General features: G+C 72.7%; 14 protein-coding genes. 5 read left to right on the forward strand and 9 right to left on the reverse strand.

The window, feature by feature from the left end; genetic code table 11:
- Positions 1 to 198: 198 nt before the first annotated feature.
- The 7 genes from DQ392_RS24300 to DQ392_RS24330 all read right to left on the reverse strand — a co-directional run bounded on the left by DQ392_RS24300 (position 199) and on the right by DQ392_RS24330 (position 9,629).
- Complete coding sequence (locus DQ392_RS24300) at positions 199 to 1,728, reverse strand: GntP family permease (protein WP_114017835.1); 1,530 nt, start codon at positions 1,726 to 1,728, stop codon at positions 199 to 201.
- Positions 1,729 to 1,886: 158 nt separating this feature from the next.
- Entirely contained in the window at positions 1,887 to 2,759 is an 873-nt protein-coding gene (locus tag DQ392_RS24305; RefSeq protein WP_114017836.1) for a glycoside hydrolase family 16 protein, read from the reverse strand.
- A 268-nt stretch (positions 2,760 to 3,027) separates the two neighbouring features.
- A complete protein-coding gene (gene meaB / locus DQ392_RS24310; RefSeq protein WP_114017837.1) occupies positions 3,028 to 4,023 on the reverse strand; it encodes a methylmalonyl Co-A mutase-associated GTPase MeaB in 996 nt (331 codons plus the stop codon).
- 4 nt (positions 4,024 to 4,027) lie between these two features.
- A complete protein-coding gene (gene scpA, locus DQ392_RS24315; RefSeq protein WP_245981879.1) occupies positions 4,028 to 6,361 on the reverse strand; it encodes a methylmalonyl-CoA mutase in 2,334 nt (777 codons plus the stop codon).
- Positions 6,358 to 8,253, reverse strand: coding sequence for a methylmalonyl-CoA mutase family protein (locus DQ392_RS24320; protein WP_114017838.1), 1,896 nt, complete (start codon positions 8,251 to 8,253; stop codon positions 6,358 to 6,360). Before DQ392_RS24320 ends, scpA begins: the two co-directional genes overlap by 4 nt.
- Before the next feature lie 100 nt (positions 8,254 to 8,353).
- Entirely contained in the window at positions 8,354 to 9,073 is a 720-nt protein-coding gene (locus DQ392_RS24325) for an endonuclease V (protein WP_114017839.1), read from the reverse strand.
- Between the two features lie 22 nt (positions 9,074 to 9,095).
- Complete coding sequence (locus tag DQ392_RS24330; RefSeq protein WP_181856572.1) at positions 9,096 to 9,629, reverse strand: hypothetical protein; 534 nt, start codon at positions 9,627 to 9,629, stop codon at positions 9,096 to 9,098.
- 223 nt (positions 9,630 to 9,852) lie between these two features.
- On the opposite strand from DQ392_RS24330, the gene DQ392_RS24335 reads away from it, so the two are divergent.
- From DQ392_RS24335 to DQ392_RS24345, 3 genes are read left to right on the forward strand one after another with little or no spacing between them, the layout of a single operon-like run.
- Complete coding sequence (locus DQ392_RS24335; RefSeq protein WP_114017840.1) at positions 9,853 to 10,692, forward strand: MerR family transcriptional regulator; 840 nt, start codon at positions 9,853 to 9,855, stop codon at positions 10,690 to 10,692.
- Between the two features lie 13 nt (positions 10,693 to 10,705).
- Positions 10,706 to 12,844, forward strand: a complete 2,139-nt coding sequence (locus DQ392_RS24340; RefSeq protein WP_245981882.1) for a nucleotidyl transferase AbiEii/AbiGii toxin family protein — start codon at positions 10,706 to 10,708, stop codon at positions 12,842 to 12,844.
- 55 nt (positions 12,845 to 12,899) lie between these two features.
- A complete protein-coding gene (locus tag DQ392_RS24345) occupies positions 12,900 to 13,865 on the forward strand; it encodes a phosphotransferase (RefSeq protein WP_114017841.1) in 966 nt (321 codons plus the stop codon).
- Here the strand turns inward: DQ392_RS24345 and DQ392_RS24350 are convergent.
- Positions 13,851 to 14,357: a MarR family winged helix-turn-helix transcriptional regulator gene (locus DQ392_RS24350; protein ID WP_114017842.1), complete on the reverse strand. Its 507-nt coding sequence runs from the start codon at positions 14,355 to 14,357 to the stop codon at positions 13,851 to 13,853. The genes DQ392_RS24345 and DQ392_RS24350 overlap by 15 nt on opposite strands.
- Before the next feature lie 76 nt (positions 14,358 to 14,433).
- Complete coding sequence (locus tag DQ392_RS24355; protein WP_114017843.1) at positions 14,434 to 14,868, reverse strand: ATP-binding protein; 435 nt, start codon at positions 14,866 to 14,868, stop codon at positions 14,434 to 14,436.
- 186 nt (positions 14,869 to 15,054) lie between these two features.
- Here DQ392_RS24355 and DQ392_RS24360 point away from each other — a divergent pair, with 186 nt between their 5' ends.
- Positions 15,055 to 15,903 (forward strand): helix-turn-helix domain-containing protein, encoded by an 849-nt coding sequence (locus DQ392_RS24360; protein ID WP_114017844.1) that lies wholly within the window; start codon positions 15,055 to 15,057, stop codon positions 15,901 to 15,903.
- Positions 15,900 to 16,148: a DUF397 domain-containing protein gene (locus tag DQ392_RS24365; RefSeq protein ID WP_114017845.1), complete on the forward strand. Its 249-nt coding sequence runs from the start codon at positions 15,900 to 15,902 to the stop codon at positions 16,146 to 16,148. The genes DQ392_RS24360 and DQ392_RS24365 overlap by 4 nt, the downstream gene beginning before the upstream one ends.
- Positions 16,149 to 16,220 lie beyond the last annotated feature (72 nt).

Raw genomic sequence — 16,220 nt, forward strand, 5'->3', positions numbered from 1 at the left:
GGTGCCGGAAGCGCGTTCCGGTCAGCGCATACAAGCGGTTGCGGAGAAGTGGAGTCAAGGGCTCCATTCAACGGAATCCGTCATGTGAGGAGGTGTTGACCACTGTTCCGAGGGGGCGCAGCCCCTTATGGAGAGGTTTTTGGCGGTCGAGGAAACCGCAGCGACGATTCCCAGGTTTTCCCGGCCGTCACCGGCTTCTCACATCACGAGACTCACCGTCTGTATCAGTCCCAGCGCGATCACGGACGCGCCGGAGACGGTCAGCGTGACCGTCTTGAGCGTGCCCCGCGTCGTCTGTCCGAGCAGGGTCTGCAACAGCCAGAAGGTGTTGCTCGTGGCGTGGATGGCGAACAGCGAGCCCGCGCCGGCCGCGAGCGCGATCAGTACCGGCTGCACGTCCAGGCTGGGCGCCACGGGGGCGAGGATGCCCGCTGCCGTGATGGCGGAGGTGGTGACCGAACCGATCGCCATGTGCAGGACGGCGGCGATCAGCCACACCAGTGCGAGCGGTGCCCACGTGCCGGCCGAGAACGAGTCCTTGATCAGGTCGCCGAGCCCCACGGCTTCCACCACGGCGGCCAGCGAGCCGCCGACCCCGGTCAGCACCAGGATCTGCCCGCTGGTGCGGAAACCCTGCCCGAACGCCTCTCCGACGGCCCCGGCCGGCAGGCGGCGCCGTGCGACGAGACAGGCGAGGATCAGCCCCGTCAACAGCCCGACGACCGGGTCGCCGAGGAAGCCGACGACGGGTGAGTCCCAGCCGGCGACCTGGGCGAAGGCGCCGGTCGCGATCAGGACGAGGGCCAGCAGCAGCGGTGTGAGCGAGAGCCCCAGGGGCGGCGCGGTGCCGTCGCCGCGCGCGGTACCGGCGTCGCCGTCCGCCGCCACTGCGTCACCGACGCCCGCACCAGCATGCCCTGCACCACCCTCACCTACGGCCGCGTCGCCACTCATCCCGGCGCCTCCGTGCGCCGTCGCGTCTCCGCGCGCTGCCGCGCCGTCGTGGGCGACCGCACCGTCATGAAAGCCCGCGCCGCCCTCGACGGCCGCGCCGCCCTCGACGACCGCCTCGCCCTCAGCGACCGCGCTCTCGTCCCGGTCCGGGTTCCAGAAGCCGCGCTTGACCAGCGCGCTGAACAGCAGCAGGGTCAGCAGGATCGTCACGGCGGCCAGGGGGAAGCCGTACAGGAGCATGATGCCCAGCGGGATGTCCAGCAGGCCCGCGAGGGCCAGCGCGCCGATGCCGGGCACCGACAGCGCGATGCCGACCTCGACGCCCAGCGCCATGGCGGCCGCCATCCGGGCGAGTCCGCCAGGACCGATGCGGGTGCCCAGCGACCGGGCGAGCGGGGCGGTCATCACGAGCAGCACGTCGGCGAAGATGGACTGCAAGACGGTGCCCATCGTGATGGCGAAGGAGTAGGGCAGCCGCTTGGGGCCCAGCGTCCGCAGCAGCAGGGTGACCAGCTTGTCGATGGCGCCGAGCGCGGAGAGCAGGGTGCCCAGCAGCACGCCGAGGACGATGAGGAGCCCCACCTCGGCCATCAGGTCGCCGAAGCCCTTGTTGACCGTCTTCAGGGTGCGTTCGGCGCCCAGGCCGCCGGCGAGGCCGAGGTACACGGCGCCGAGTACGAGCGCCAGCGCGGGGTTGACCTTCGCTTTGAGGATGAGCACGACCACCGCCGCGATGGCGATGGCCGTGTGCACCAAAGGTGCCGGGTTGTCCATCGTTCGTCTCCCGTCCGACCTGCGGAAACCCGATGTTCCGCAGCCGGATCATGGTCAACGCGGCACGCCGTGAGGGGAATGGGGGTCTCACCATGTGGCCCGCGCCTCGGCCGGACGGGGACTCGGCCGAGGCGCGGGCAGGTGTACGCCCGCGCGGCTCAGTCGCCGGCGGTGACCCGCACGTAGTCGACGGTCATCTGCTGCGGGAAGGTCGTCGAGCCGTCCGGGTCGCCGGGCCAGTAGCCTCCCACGGCCAGGTTGAGGATCAGGAAGAACGGTTTGTCGAACACCCACGGGTTGGCGCCGGTATCGGCGGGGGTGCGCGTCTGGTAGACGTTGCCGTCCACCGACCAGCTGATGGCGCCGGGAGACCAGTCGATGGCGAAGACGTGGAAGTCGTCGGCGAAGGCCGCGCCGTCCGGCAGGGAGTAGGCGGCGCCGATGCCGCCCGAGCCGGAGTAGCCGGGGCCGTGCAGCGTGCCGTGCACCGTGTTCGGCTCGAAGCCGACGTTCTCCATCACGTCGATCTCGCCGCAGGCGGGCCATCCGGCGCTGCCGATGTCGTCGCCGAGCATCCAGAAGGCCGGCCACATGCCCTGGCCCCGTGGCACTTTGATGCGCGCTTCGACGTGCCCGTGGGTCTGGGTGAACTTTCCGGCGGTGTTCAGCCGTGCCGAGGTGTACTCGCACGTGCCGTACCAGCACTGGTAGTTGCCGGGGTTCTCTTTGCGTGCGGTGACGACGAGGTTGCCGTTGCCGTCGAGCGCGGCGTTGTCGGTGCCGGGGGTGTAGTACTGCCGTTCGTGGTTGTCGACGTTGTCTCCGGTCTCGGTCTGCCACTTGCCGCTGTCGGCAGGGGAGCCGGCCGGGCCGTCGAAGTCGTCGGAGAAGACGACCGCTTGTGCGCCGCTGCCCGGCCGTCCGCTGTCCGCGGCGCCGGCCGAGCCCGTGGCGGGGAGGAGCGCGGCGGTTGTGCAGCACAGCAGGGTCGCTCCGCACACAGCTGTGCGGAGCCGCCAGGGAAGTCTCATGTCAGCCCGTCCTTTCGTGGGGGTGGACGTAGGGCGTGCTCATGACAAGAAGTGACAAGACATCAACTGAGGCGCGCGTAGCGCTTCCGCTGAGCCCCGGGCTTTCTTGATGACTTGTTGTAAGCCTGCCCGAACGAGCCGTCAAGGCTTTGGTCCAGACCGATGTGTGTTCAAGAGGTGGCGACAGGTGTGAGGGGCTTGCTGCCTGTGCGCCCGTAAGGCCCGCTCGCGCGGCCCTCTTCCAGGACCGCGGGAGACGCGGCGGGGCTCAGTCCGCGGCCCGCCCGCCGAAGGTTTCGACGATCCGTTGGGCGGCGCGTGTGGCCGTCAGGGAGCCCTCGCGGACGCGCTCTTCCAGCAGGGGCGCGAGGCGCCGTACCCCGGGGTGCTGTTCGAGGCGTCCCAGCAGGTCGTCGCGGACCATGGACCACACCCATTCGACCTGCTGGTCGCGGCGTTTCGCGGCCAGTTCCCCGGTGGACTCCTGGACTTCGCGGTGCCGCTCGACGCGCTCCCACACCTCGTCGAGTCCGGTGCCCTCCCGGCCGCTGCACGTGAGCACCGGCGGGGTCCAGGAGGCGTCGGCCGACCGCATCAGCCGCAGCGCGCCCGCCAGTTCGCGGGCGGCGGAGCGGGCGTCGCGCTCGTGCGGGCCGTCGGCCTTGTTGACGGCCAGTACGTCGGCGAGTTCCAGCACGCCCTTCTTGATGCCCTGAAGCTGGTCGCCCGTGCGGGCGAGGGTGAGCAGCAGGAAGGAGTCCACCATCTGGGCCACGGTCGCCTCGGACTGGCCGACGCCGACGGTCTCGACGAGGACGGCGTCGTAGCCCGCGGCCTCCATCACGATCATCGTCTCGCGGGTGGCCTTGGCGACGCCGCCGAGCGTGCCCGCCGTGGGGGAGGGGCGCACGAACGCGTCCGGGTTGACGGCGAGCCGCTCCATCCTGGTCTTGTCGCCCAGGATGGAGCCGCCGGTACGGGTGGAGGAGGGGTCGACGGCGAGGACGGCCACCCGGTGGCCGCGCTCGGTCAGCAGGGTGCCCAGCGCGTCGATGAAGGTCGACTTGCCGACACCGGGTACTCCGCTGATGCCGACGCGCCGGGAGCCGCCCGCGTGCGGCAGCAGCGCCGTCAGCAACTGCTGCGCCAGCTCCCGGTGGTCGGCCCTGCGGGACTCCACCAGCGTGATGGCCCGCGCGATGGAGGCGCGGGATCCTGCCAGTACGCCCTTGGCGTAGTCGTCGGGGTCGATGGTCCGGGGCACGTTTTCAGCCCTCACCCTCCGCCGGGCCCTCGGAGCCCGTCGCGCCTTCGCTCGGCTCGGCGGACTCCGCCGGCTCGGCCAACTCGTCGTGGCCGAGCGAGGCGGCCAGCTCGCGCAGCAGGTCGTACGCCGCCTCGGGGATGACCGTGCCGGGCGGGAAGACCGCCGTCGCGCCCGCCTCGTGCAGCGGTTCCACGTCGGCGGGCGGAATCACACCGCCGACGACGATCATGATGTCCTCGCGTCCGGCCGCCGCAAGTTCCTCCCGCAGCGCCGGTACGAGGGTGAGGTGTCCGGCCGCCAGTGAGGAGACGCCCACGATGTGCGCGTCCGCCTCGACGGCCTGCCGTGCCACTTCGGCCGGGGTCTGGAAGAGGGGACCGACGTCCACGTCGAAGCCCAGGTCGGCGAACGCGGTGGCGATCACCTTCTGGCCCCGGTCGTGCCCGTCCTGGCCCATCTTGGCCACCAGCAGCCGCGGCCTGCGGCCCTCCGCCTCCTCGAAGGCGTCCACCAGCTCCCGGGTACGGGCCAGGGACGACGACACTCCTGCCTCCTCGCGGTACACACCGGAGATCGTACGGATCTGTCCCGAGTGCCGCCCGTAGACCTTCTCCAGCGCCTCGGAGATCTCCCCGACGGTGGCCATGGCGCGCGCCGCGTCCACGGCCAGGGCCAGCAGGTTGTTCTCCAGGCCCGGTCCTGAGGCCGCCCCGGCGGCCCGGGTGAGGGCCTCCAGCGCGGCGCGGCAGGCGCCCTCGTCGCGCTCCTCGCGCAGCCGCCGCAGCTTGGCCACCTGCTGGGCGCGGACGGAGGAGTTGTCGACCTTGAGGACGTCGATCTGCTCGTCGCTCGCCGCCCGGTACTTGTTGACGCCGATGACCGGCTGCCGCCCCGAGTCGATCCGGGCCTGGGTGCGGGCCGCGGCCTCCTCCACGCGCAGCTTGGGAATGCCCGCGTCGATGGCCTTGGCCATGCCGCCGGCGGCCTCGACCTCCTCGATGTGCTGCCAGGCCCGTGCCGCCAGGTCGTGGGTGAGCCGCTCCACGTAGGCGCTGCCGCCCCACGGGTCGATCACCCGGCAGGTGCCCGACTCCTGCTGGAGCAGCAGCTGGGTGTTGCGGGCGATGCGCGCCGAGAAGTCGGTGGGCAGCGCCAGGGCCTCGTCCAGCGCGTTGGTGTGCAACGACTGCGTGTGGCCCTGGGTGGCGGCCATCGCCTCGACACACGTGCGGGTGACGTTGTTGAAGACGTCCTGCGCCGTCAGCGACCAGCCCGAGGTCTGCGAGTGGGTGCGCAGCGACAGCGACTTGGGGTTCTTCGGCTCGAACCCGTTCACGAGCTTCGCCCACAGCAGCCGCGCCGCGCGCAGCTTGGCGACCTCCATGAAGAAGTTCATCCCGATCGCCCAGAAGAACGACAGCCGGGGGGCGAAAGCGTCGACGTCCATGCCCGCGTCCAGTCCGGCGCGCAGGTACTCCACGCCGTCCGCCAGCGTGTACGCCAGCTCCAGATCGGCCGTCGCGCCGGCCTCCTGGATGTGGTAGCCGGAGATGGAGATGGAGTTGTAGCGCGGCATCTTCTGCGAGGTGTAGGCGAAGATGTCGGAGATGATCCGCATGGAGGGCTGCGGCGGATAGATGTAGGTGTTGCGGACCATGAACTCCTTGAGGATGTCGTTCTGTATGGTCCCGGCCAGTTTCTCGGGCGGTACGCCCTGTTCCTCGGCCGCGACGATGTAGAGCGCCAGCACCGGCAGGACGGCGCCGTTCATCGTCATCGAGACGGTCATCCGGTCCAGGGGGATGCCGTCGAAGAGCTGCCGCATGTCATAGAGCGAGTCGATCGCCACGCCCGCCATGCCGACATCGCCCGTCACGCGCGGGTGGTCGCTGTCGTAGCCGCGGTGGGTGGGCAGGTCGAAGGCGACCGAGAGGCCCTTCTGTCCGGCCGCCAGGTTGCGGCGGTAGAAGGCGTTGGACTCCTCGGCCGTGGAGAAGCCCGCGTACTGGCGAATGGTCCACGGCTGGTTGACGTACATCGTCGGGTACGGGCCGCGCAGGTAGGGGGCGATGCCCGGGTACGTCCCCAGGAAGTCGAGGCCGTGCAGGTCCTCTTCGGTGTAGAGGGGCTTGACCGCGATGCCCTCAGGGGTGTGCCAGGCCAGGTCCTCGACGGAGCGCCCGGTGCGCTCTTTGACGGTCTCCCGCCACCGCTCGCCGTCGGACCCACGGCCGCCCTCGGCTCCGCGCTCGGCCCCGGGGTCGGATTCGAGGCCGACGGTGGTGAAGTCGGGGATCGCGGCGGAGTCCTCCGCGCCTGTCGTCTGCCGGCTCATGCGTCGACCCCCATGCGGTCGAGGAGGGAGGTGAGGGCGGCGACGGCGTCACCGCCCGCGTGGACGAACGCGTCGACACCGGCGGCCCGGTACGCCTCGCGCCGCTCCGCGTCGGGTTTCCCCGCGAGGAGCACGCGCGCCGCGCCCGCCCGCTTGAGCGCGGTGGCGACCTGTGCCGCCTCCTCGGTGTACAGCGCGTCGCTGGAGCACAGGCACGCCACCGTGGCGCCGCTGGCGGTGAACGCGGCGGCCGCGGTGGCGGCGTCCACCGTCACCGGATCGTGTACCGGCTGGATGCCGCCCGCCTGGGCGAGGTTGGAGACGAAGGAGACGCGTGCCGTGTGCGCCGCGGCGGGACCGAGCGCGGCCAGGAAGAGCTTCGGGCGCGCTCCGGTGGTCTCCAGATGGCGGTCCGAGCGGACGCGCAGCGCCTCGTACGCGTCGTCCCTGCGCACGCGCGGCAGTCCGCCACCGGCAGGCTGCGGTGCCGGCTCGCGTGCGAGGGGCCGCTCGTCCAGCAGCGGGAACTCGCTGACGCCGGTGACCGGTTCGCGGCGCCGGGCCAGCGCGGTGGTGCGCAGCTCCCAGCTCTCGCGCAGCCGCCGCTCGACCAGCCCGTCGCGCAGCGCGGCGGCCATGCCGCCCGCACCCTCGATCTCCCGGAAGTGCGCCCACGCGGTGTGCGCCAGCTCGTCGGTGAGTGCTTCGACGTACCAGGAGCCGCCCGCCGGGTCGATGACCCCGGCCAGGTGGGACTCCTCCAGCAGGATGGCGGAGGTGTTGCGGGCGATGCGCCGGGCGAAGGCGTCGGGCAGCCCCAGCGCGTCGTCGAACGGCAGCACGGTGACCGCGTCGGCGCCGCCGACTCCGGCGGCCAGCGTGGCGACGGTCGTGCGCAGCATGTTCACCCACGGGTCGCGGCGGGTCATCATCACCGGAGAGGTCACCGCGTGCTGCCGCTGCGCCCCGGCGGCCGCCGGGGCGCCGCACGCCTGCGCCACGCGCGCCCACAGCCTGCGGGCGGCCCGCAGCGTGGCGATGGTGGTGAACTGGTCGGCGGTGGCCGCGTAGCGAAACTCCAGCTGCTCGCACGCCTGTGCCACCTGGAGTCCGGCCCGCGTCATGTCGCGCAGGTAGGCCACGCCGGTGGCCAGCGCGCACGCCAGCTCCCGCGCGGGGGAGCCGCCGGCCTCGTGGTAGGGCAGCGTGTCCACCACGTACGTGCGCAGTCCGGGTTCGTCCCCTGCGCACCCCGCCGCGAGTTCGGCGGCCTCCTGGCGCAGTTCGGGCACCGTGTCGTGGGCGCCCGTGCGGGCGGCGTGCCCCAGCGGGTCGGCGCCCAGCACGCTGCCGGGCGCGGGCTCGGCCCCACCGGTCAGCTGTCCGCGCAGCCGCAGCAGTTCGGCGGCCGCGGGCCCGAACGCGGCACCCGGTTCCAGCACGACGGGTGCCAGGTCGAGGTAGACGCCCTCCAGGGCCCGCGCGAGCCCGGCGACGGGCAGTCCGGCGGCGCCCACGGTCAGCCACAGCGAGGTGACACCGCTCTCCAGGTCGTCGAGCACGGCACTGCGGGTGCCCTCGATGTCGGCGCGGGTGTGCCGCTGCCGTACGTCCCACCCCCGGGCCGTGTTCCCCTCGGCGCGGGCGCCACGAGTGAAGGGGGCGAACCCCGGCAGCCCGGTCGGTCCTCCCGCGTCGCTTCGGGTGTAGAGGGGGCGCACCCTGATGTCGTCGGCGAGCGTCGTGGTGAGGGCGGAGTCGGGCGCGGCGTCGTCGAAGGCCGTCGCTCCCGTCTTGCGCAGAACCCCGGCGACGAGCTGCTGCCACTGCTCGTGCGTCGCGTCCGGGAAGTCCTGAGCGAGGGAGAGCCCTTCTTCAGGCGGGACCGTCATGGCCGCAGATTAGGTGAGCCGACTCGCTGGTAGCAGGGGGCACGGGTGTGACCTTGCACTCTCCCGTCCAACGGAGCACGCCCCTGGTCACCCCTGGCGGTCACTTCTGGCCGGAGGCCGCCAGGTGGCGGCCCGCGAGGTGGTCGGCTCTGCGGGTGGTTTCCGGCTGGCGGTAGGTGGGGGCCAGCCGGAGGGTGAGCGCGGTGGCGTGTTCCAGGCCGATGCCGCTGCCGACGGAGACGAAGACGGGTTTCACGCCGTCCTGCGTGCGTAGCGCGCGCCCCACCTCCTCGCCCTCGATGGTGAGCGGGGAGAAGGAGCCGCGCTCGTGGCCGGGTTGCTCGAAGTCGAAGAGGAAGGGCGTCTTGGCGACCCCGAAGCAGGGGATGCCGGTCAGCACGCCCAGGTGGACGGCGAGTCCCGCGCGGCGCGGGTGTGCGAGGCCGTAGCCGTCGCAGACGATGACGTCGGGTCGGTGGGCCAGGCCGTCAAGCGCCGCGGTCACCGACGGCAGTTCGCGGAAGGCCAACAGGCCCGGCACGTAGGGGAAGTCCGTGCGCCCCGCGTGCACGGACTCCTCCACGACGTCGAGAGTGGCCGCGTCCAGGGTGACGGCGGCGGCCACCAGGCCGCCGCCGTCCGCGTAGGCCACGTCCACGCCCGCGACGGTGCGCACCTGGTCGGGGGCCGGCCCCTCAGCCGTCAGGTCGGCGGCCTCGCGCAGCCGCTCCTGGAGGGCCACCGCTTCCGCCTCCGTGGTGGGCCACTGCGGCCGGCCACGTTCTCGGCGGTCCCGGTCTTCCCCCGCTCGTATCCCCATGGGGCTGCTCCGTCTCTCCGTCTCACTCGGCGCACACGACGTCGTGCAACTCGATCGGGTTGGAGTCTAGGGCGACGTAGGCGGTGGAGGTGCTGGTGGTGCCGTCGGCCCAGTAGGCGGTGACCGTGGCCCAGCCGAAGCCGGCCGACTGCGCGACGGTCACGGGGCCGACCTCGATGTTCCGCGGCGCGTTCTGGGCGCACAGGATGACGTCGTGGCCGGGGTTTTGCTGTTGCTTGGTCTTGAGGAGATCCGAGACCCACTTCTCGCGCTGCTGGTCGGTCGGCCCGTGCTCCCCGTAGAACCAGCCCAGGAAACGGCGGATCTCCGGGCCTGTGTGCCGGTCCTGTGCCTGGGGCGAGTCCTGCGCCTGGGGCGACGAGGCGGGCGGCGCGTAGATCTGGGGCGTGGGCTCGGACGGCGCGTGGACCCGGTGCGTGGGCTCGGACGGGGCCGCCTGCACGGCGGGCGCGGCGAGGGCGAGTGCGGCGGCCGTGGCGGCGCAGGCCGCGAGGACGGCCCTGCGGATGCCGCGGCGGGTGGCGGTACGAGGCATCGAACATCTCTTTCGCTCGGAAATGACCCAGAACGGGAATGTCGGCGGTATCGTCCGCCTTTTCGGCGCGCGGAGGAACGACAGTGCAGCGATGCGCCCCCATGAATCCCTCGTCCGGGTGTCGCCGGGCTTCCGGAACACCGACTCGCCGTATCCCGTAGCGTTCGCACTCCCGCGGGCACGAGGGGGTGCGGGCGGGCGAGAGGGAAAGGGCGCACGGGACATGGAAGCCGACGGCACACGGCGCGGCACCCTGCGGTCCGTGGACCTGGCGCGGGCGGTGGGGATCTCGACGCAGCAGGTGCGCAACTACGAGGAGGCCGGCGTCCTCCCGCCGGCGACGCGTACGCCCTCCGACTACCGTGCCTTCACCGAGCGCCACCGCGCCGCCCTGCTCACCTTCCGCGCGCTGGCCGGCGGCTACGGCGTCGTCAGGGCCCGGCACATCATGGTCGCCGTCCACGCGGGCGAGGTCCCCGAAGCGCTCGCGCTCGTCGACGCGGTCCACGCCGAACTGCACGAGCAGCGGCTCTCCCTGAGGGCGGCGGGTGAGGCCCTCGCCGAGGTCGTGCGGCAGGGCCCCGGCGAGGCGCCGTCGCCGCCGCGCGCCGCGTCACCGCCGGGAGCCGGGTCCTCGCCGCACGCCCTCCGACGGGCTTCGCCGCCCGCCTCCTCGCTGCGCGTCGGAGAGCTCGCGCACCAGTTGGGCGTCCGTCCCTCCACGCTGCGCGTGTGGGAGTCCGCCGGACTGCTGCGGCCGCACCGCGACGCGGCCACCGGCTACCGGCTGTTCGGCCCCGCCCAGGCGCGAGAGGCCCGCCTCGTCGCCCTGCTGAGGCAGAGCCGCTACCCGCTGCCGCAGATCCGCCCCGTGCTCGACGGTCTGCGCGAGGCCGGCAGCACCGAGGAGCTGCGCGCCGCCCTCGACCGCCGTGCGACGGAGCTCACGGCTCGTACGACGGCCATGCTGGAGGGCTCGGGACTGCTGCACGCCTATCTGCGGGACCACGGGACGCGCACGGAGCCCTCGGAGACCGGGCCGCGCGGGGATCGCGCGACCTGAGACGATCGCACGCGTGTCCGACATCCACGCCGCACATGCGCCCGTCTTCTCGGGCGAGTTCGAGGTCCACCTGACCGTCGACGCCGCCTGCCCTGGGGTGGCGTCCGGGGCGCTGGCCGCGCACGCGGCGGAGAGGGCGTGGAAGTACGCCCGCATCGTCCTCGACCGCGGGCGCACCCCGGACCAGCCCATGGTCACGCTCACCGCGGAGGGAGGCTTCGACGCGGTCCGCGAGGCGGCGCGGGCGGCGGCGCGGGAGCTGGCCGCCGAGGGCGCTCCCGTGGTCCGGACCAAGATCGAGGCGGCACCGTGGGCCTCCGGAGTCCCGCGCACCGACGACGAGGGCGCCGCACTCGGCCCGGCGTACTACTTCGAGCACCACGTCAAGCTGCTGCTGCCACCGGAGACCGGCACCGGCACTCCGGACGCCGACCCCGATGGGGAGCTCGTCCGGCTGGCCCGGCTGGCCGTACGGCACGACGCGCACCTCTCCCGCAACGCCCGCCGGACCCGCGCGGACGGGCGACGGGAGTACTTCGTCACCCAGCGCTGCCGCGAGGTCGGCGACGAGACGGCCGGGCGCCGGCTGAACGACCTGCTCGCGAGCCTGTCCTCCCTCAGGCACCCGATCCTCGCCGTCGAACGGGAGTTCGTCGTCCACGACAGTGCGGAGGCGCTGGACGAGGGCTGGATAGCCGAAGGGGGAGCGGCGGTCACCAGGCCGCGCGCGTACGCGGCGGCGGGCTGGCGGAAGTTCGGTCCCGGGCCGTGGGCGGCTCAGGAGACGGTGCCGCAGCGGGAGCTGGACGAGGACACGCGGGCCGCGCTCGAACTCCCGTCCACGCTGCGGCCCGTCCTCGGCGGTCAGGACGTGGTGCAGCGCCCGGTGTTCGATCCCTCGGCGGTGCACCACGCCAAGGCGATGCGGCTGGGGGACCCGGAGTTCGCTGACGCGGAGCGGGGGGAGCGCTGGTATGCGGCGCGGCGCAGGGCACTGGACCTGGCGCTGGCCGCCGTCGCCTCCTCCGGATGGGCCAAGCACCTGGTGCTGCGCGGCAGTGTGCTGCTGCGCGCCTGGTACGGGCAGGCGGCCCGCGACCCCGGTGACCTCGACTTCGTCGTGGAGCCGCCGGACTGGCAGGTGACCGACGAGCGCACCGGTCACATGCTGGACGAGCTCGCCCACGCCGCCGAGGCGGCCTCCCACGCGGCGGCCGCACCTGCGGCGGCCTTCCCCGAGTCGTACGGTCCCGTCAGGCTGGACGCGGACAACGCCGCCCGCGACGAGATCTGGACCTACGACCGGGTGCCGGGCCGCCGCCTCGTCATCCCGTGGACTGCCGAGGGCCTGCCCGGCGGCACCGTCCAGCTCGACTTCGTCTTCAACGAGACCCTTCCCGCGCCCGCCGTCCGCACGCGGGTCCCGCGCCCGGCGGGCGTGGCGGAAGAGCCGTCGACCGTCCGCGCGGCCTCCCGCGGACTGTCGCTGGCCTGGAAGCTGCTCTGGCTGGTCAGCGACGCCTACCCGGAGGGCAAGGATCTCTACGACGCGGTACTGCTCGCCGAGGACCCGTCGGTCGCGCTGTCGTTCGAGACGTTCCGCGCGGTCTTCCGGGACGTCGAGTACGGACAGTACGACCGCGATCCGGTCCTCCCCGGCGACCTCGCGCACGCGGCGCGGTGCGTGGAGTGGTTCGAGTTCGCCAAGGAGCACCCGCACCTCGCGGGACCGCCCGGCTTCGCGCACGACGCGCCCGCCGCGGTCTGGGCGGACCGGCTCACCGCCGCGCTGGCCCCCACGTTCGCGGCCGACGACGGCAGCGGCGCGGCCGCCTCCCGCTACGAGCTGTCCGCCCGCTGGCTCGCCCCGCTCGTCGCGCAGTGCCGTACCGCCTTCGCCGACGGCGGCCTCCCGGCGGTGCTGGAGCGGTTGTTCGCCACGCGTGTGCCGCCGCACTCCGCGCTCGTGGTCGTGCGGGAAGTCCTCGGGAGCGCCCGGCACACCGTGGACGGAGTGCTGCCACTGCTGGCCGCCTTCCGACCGCCGCCCGACCCCGACCGTCCGTGGCGCCGTGACGGCTGGGACGAGGAGCGGCTGCGGGAGGCGGCGGACGCGCTGCGGGAGCGGACGCAGCCACCGAGCGAAAGCTGAGTGGTACGGAGCGGAGCCGCGAGGCCCCTCACCCGAACGTGGCACCACCGTCGGCATGCCAGGCTTCCTGACCCCTGACCAGCTCGCCGCCCGGACGTCCCGTGCGCGCGACGCGGCCGTCGCGGCGGGGCGCGCTCTCGGACTCACGGTGACCGACGCGCGGGTGCTGCACGACGTGTTCTCCGTCGTCGTGCACCTCGCTCCCTCGCCCGTGGTGGTCCGGGTGCCCACCGTGCTGCCCTCGTACGCCGACCCGGACACCCAGGCGGAGCGGCAGCGCCGGGAACTCGACGTGGTCGGCCGGCTCGCTCGGGAGGGCACCCCGGTGATCCCGCCGAGCCCGCTCGTACCGGCCGAACCCGTACGGCGCGACGGCTTCTCGATGACGTTGTGGCAGTACGTCGAGCAGGACAGCGGCGCCGAGCCCGACTACGTGCGCAACTGCGGCCTCGTCGCCGGTCTGCACGCCGCGCTGCGCGCGTACCCGGGGCAGCTGCCGTTCCTGTCGGCGGCCGAACCGGAGTTCGTCACCGACTCGTTCGCCGTCCTCGCGGACCGCCCCGACCTCCTCCCCGCGGCCGACCTGGACCGAGCCCGGCGGGAGTGGGAGATCCTGGAACCCGTCGTCCGCTCCCGCGCGGGGTTCGAGGCGGCGTTCCCCGGCATCGACCTCCAGCCGATCCACGGAGACGCCCCGGCGGCCAACATCGTCACCACCGAGGACGGCGAGCTGTACTCCGACTTCGAGCTGGTCACCTACGGGCCCGCCGAGTGGGACCTGGCCGGCCTCGGCCCCGAGGGCGAGGCCGCCTACAACGCCGCGGCGCGCCGCGCCGGAACGCGGGAGCTGGACGAGCGCGTGCTGCGCCTGGTCAACGCCGTGGGCGCGTGCCGCGCGGTGGCCTGCCTCGCGCTCGCCCCGCAGCTTCCGCTGCTGGTGGAAGCGGTGGAGCCCGCCCTCGACAGCTGGCGGGCCGCGCCGTTCGCCGGTGGCCTGAGCGACCTGTCAGCCGGCGGCTGACGGCGCCGAGCCGTCGGCTGACGGCGGCGCTTCGCCGGCTGAAGCCGGCGGACCCCCGGCTGCGGGCGGCGGCCCCCACGGGGCCTCCAGCGCCGCCCGCAGCGCGGCGACGGCCTGGGCACCGATCCGCTCCGCGAGGCGTGCCTCCAGCTCGTCCAGGATCCGCTCCGCCTGCCCGTGGACCCGCTCGCCCTCCCCGCTACGCCGGATGAGCCGTTGCCGCGCCGAAGCGGGGTCGGGCGCCCGCTCCAGCAGACCGGCGGCGACCAGCCCGTGCACGGCCTGGTGCGCCGTCTGCCGGGTGACGCCCATCCGCCGGGCCAGCGCGGCGACCGTGGTGCCCTCCTCGTCCAGCGCCGCGAACAACTGCGCCTGGGTCGGCGACACCGGCTCGGCGCCGGCCGCCGCCAACGCCGCCAGCAGCGCCTCGTCGAACCAGCGCCTCGCCTCGCCGAGCAGCTGGGGCAGGTGACGGCGGCGGCTGTCGTGCATCGGTTCCTCGCGGTGCGGTCCGGCGGGGGCGGGTCGCCCCCGCCGGTCAGGTTACCGATCGTGGGGAGGCGGGGTGTCACCTCCAGAAGAACATCCGCCCGGTTCCCGGCGGGCACCCGCAGTGCGCCCACACCGTCTTGCCGGGAGCCGCGGGTGTACGGGGCCGTACGCCCCAGTCCTTCGCGAGCGCGGAGACCAGCACCAGCCCGCGCCCCGACTCCGCGTCGGAATCCGGCGGCTCCGGCGCGGACGTCGGCAGCGCCTCGCCCCTCGTGTCGGTCACCTCGATGAGGAGCGTGCCCGGCTGGGGGAGGTCCAGGGCGACTTCGAAGTCCCGTCCGGGAACGCGGCCGTGGAGCACCGCGTTCGCGGCCAGTTCCGCGAGGACGGCCGCCGCGTCCTGGGCGTACCTGCTGGTGTACGGCACACCCCAGCTGTCCCATTCGTGCAGCGCGAGCAATCGCGCCAGGCGCGCGCCGCGCGGGGTGGCGGAGAAGCGCTGGACGAACATACGCTCGGTAGCGGGCGTGGGTACGGGAGTTGGTGAGCGACGCTGCTGCATGCGCGTCACGGTCGCGGCTCCACGGCCCCTGAGCCAGGTCACCAACCCCTACGCTGCGCAAGCGTAGGGGTGCGGAGTGTGGACAGCGCACCCGATGAGCCGTAACCCTGGGTGAGTTCAGGGAGGTGGCGCGAAATGACCGACGAAGACCCCGGCCCCCAGGGCTGCGGCAAGGAACCCGAACGCTCCGACAGCTTGCAGACGTTCGGCGCCGTTGTGAAGGCCTTCCGCGAGCGCGCGGGGTACACGCAGGAGGCGTGGGCGGAGGAGTCGGGCTACTCCTTGAGCACCTGCGCGGGTGTGGAACAGGGGCGCCGGTTCCCGCCGCCCGGCTTCATCGACCGCGCGGAGGACAAGTTCGACGCCTTCGGCGCGCTGCGGAAGGCGTCCAAGTTCCTGTCGCGGGGCCACGGGCTGGCGGCCTGGTTCCGCCAGTGGGCCAAGATGGAGCTGACGGCACTGAGTTTGTACACGTACGAGTGCCGGGCGGTGCCGGGGTTGTTGCAGACGGAGGCATACGCGCGGGCACTGATCGAGGATGTGCCGCCCTCTATGGCCGAGGAGCGGGTCGAGGCGCACATCGCTGACCGACTCGGACGGCAACAGGTTCTGTTCGGACGGCATGTGCCGATCACGTTCAGCTTCGTCATCGAGCAGGCTGTCCTTGAGCGTTGCACGGGTGGTGAGGGAGTCACCGGAGAGTTGCTGGACCACCTGGTCGAGTGCGCTGGCCGCCGTAATTTGGAGCTCCAGATCATGCCGCTGGTGCAGCCTCAACATGCGGGACTGGACGGAACGATCATGCTCATGGAGACGGCGGAGATGCGGTGGTACGGCTATTCGGAAGGGCAGGAAACTGGCCAGTTGATCTCCGACGAGAGGACTCTCAGTAGGTTGCACATGCGGTATGCAAAACTTCGCTCACAGGCTTTGACCCCGGCTGACTCCCTGAGCCTGCTGAAGCGAATGCGAGGAGCGTTATGAGCAATCCGGCCGAGCTCAACTGGTTCAAGAGCAGTTACAGCGGCTCGCAGGGCGACAGTTGCGTCGAGGTTGCTCTCGACTGGTTCAAGAGCAGTTACAGCGGCTCCCAGAACGACGCCTGCGTGGAGGTCGCCACCACCCCCGCCGCCGTCCATGTGCGCGACTCCAAGGACGTCACCGTTCCCGCCCTCGTGGTCTCCCCGTCCGCGTGGACGGAGTTCCTCGCGGACACCGCACGCGGCTGAGCGTTCGGGCAGGTACCGGCACTGCGAGGCCCGCACCGCACGGTGCGGGCCTCGGTGCGTATGTCTTGACAG

The organism is Streptomyces reniochalinae (genome assembly GCF_003323735.1).
GTDB lineage: Bacteria > Actinomycetota > Actinomycetes > Streptomycetales > Streptomycetaceae > Streptomyces > Streptomyces reniochalinae.

Excerpts from the sequence above, each read along its gene's own strand:
- DQ392_RS24330 (WP_181856572.1), bottom strand. The coding sequence starts at position 9,629 with ATGCCTCGTACCGCCACCCGCCGCGGCATCCGCAGGGCCGTCCTCGCG.
- scpA (WP_245981879.1), bottom strand. The coding sequence starts at position 6,361 with ATGAGCCGGCAGACGACAGGCGCGGAGGACTCCGCCGCGATCCCCGAC.
- DQ392_RS24325 (WP_114017839.1), bottom strand. The coding sequence starts at position 9,073 with ATGGGGATACGAGCGGGGGAAGACCGGGACCGCCGAGAACGTGGCCGG.
- DQ392_RS24365 (WP_114017845.1), top strand. The coding sequence starts at position 15,900 with ATGAGCAATCCGGCCGAGCTCAACTGGTTCAAGAGCAGTTACAGCGGC.
- DQ392_RS24305 (WP_114017836.1), bottom strand. The coding sequence starts at position 2,759 with ATGAGACTTCCCTGGCGGCTCCGCACAGCTGTGTGCGGAGCGACCCTG.
- DQ392_RS24335 (WP_114017840.1), top strand. The coding sequence starts at position 9,853 with ATGGAAGCCGACGGCACACGGCGCGGCACCCTGCGGTCCGTGGACCTG.
- DQ392_RS24350 (WP_114017842.1), bottom strand. The coding sequence starts at position 14,357 with ATGCACGACAGCCGCCGCCGTCACCTGCCCCAGCTGCTCGGCGAGGCG.
- DQ392_RS24360 (WP_114017844.1), top strand. The coding sequence starts at position 15,055 with ATGACCGACGAAGACCCCGGCCCCCAGGGCTGCGGCAAGGAACCCGAA.
- DQ392_RS24345 (WP_114017841.1), top strand. The coding sequence starts at position 12,900 with ATGCCAGGCTTCCTGACCCCTGACCAGCTCGCCGCCCGGACGTCCCGT.
- DQ392_RS24300 (WP_114017835.1), bottom strand. The coding sequence starts at position 1,728 with ATGGACAACCCGGCACCTTTGGTGCACACGGCCATCGCCATCGCGGCG.
- DQ392_RS24320 (WP_114017838.1), bottom strand. The coding sequence starts at position 8,253 with ATGACGGTCCCGCCTGAAGAAGGGCTCTCCCTCGCTCAGGACTTCCCG.
- DQ392_RS24355 (WP_114017843.1), bottom strand. The coding sequence starts at position 14,868 with ATGTTCGTCCAGCGCTTCTCCGCCACCCCGCGCGGCGCGCGCCTGGCG.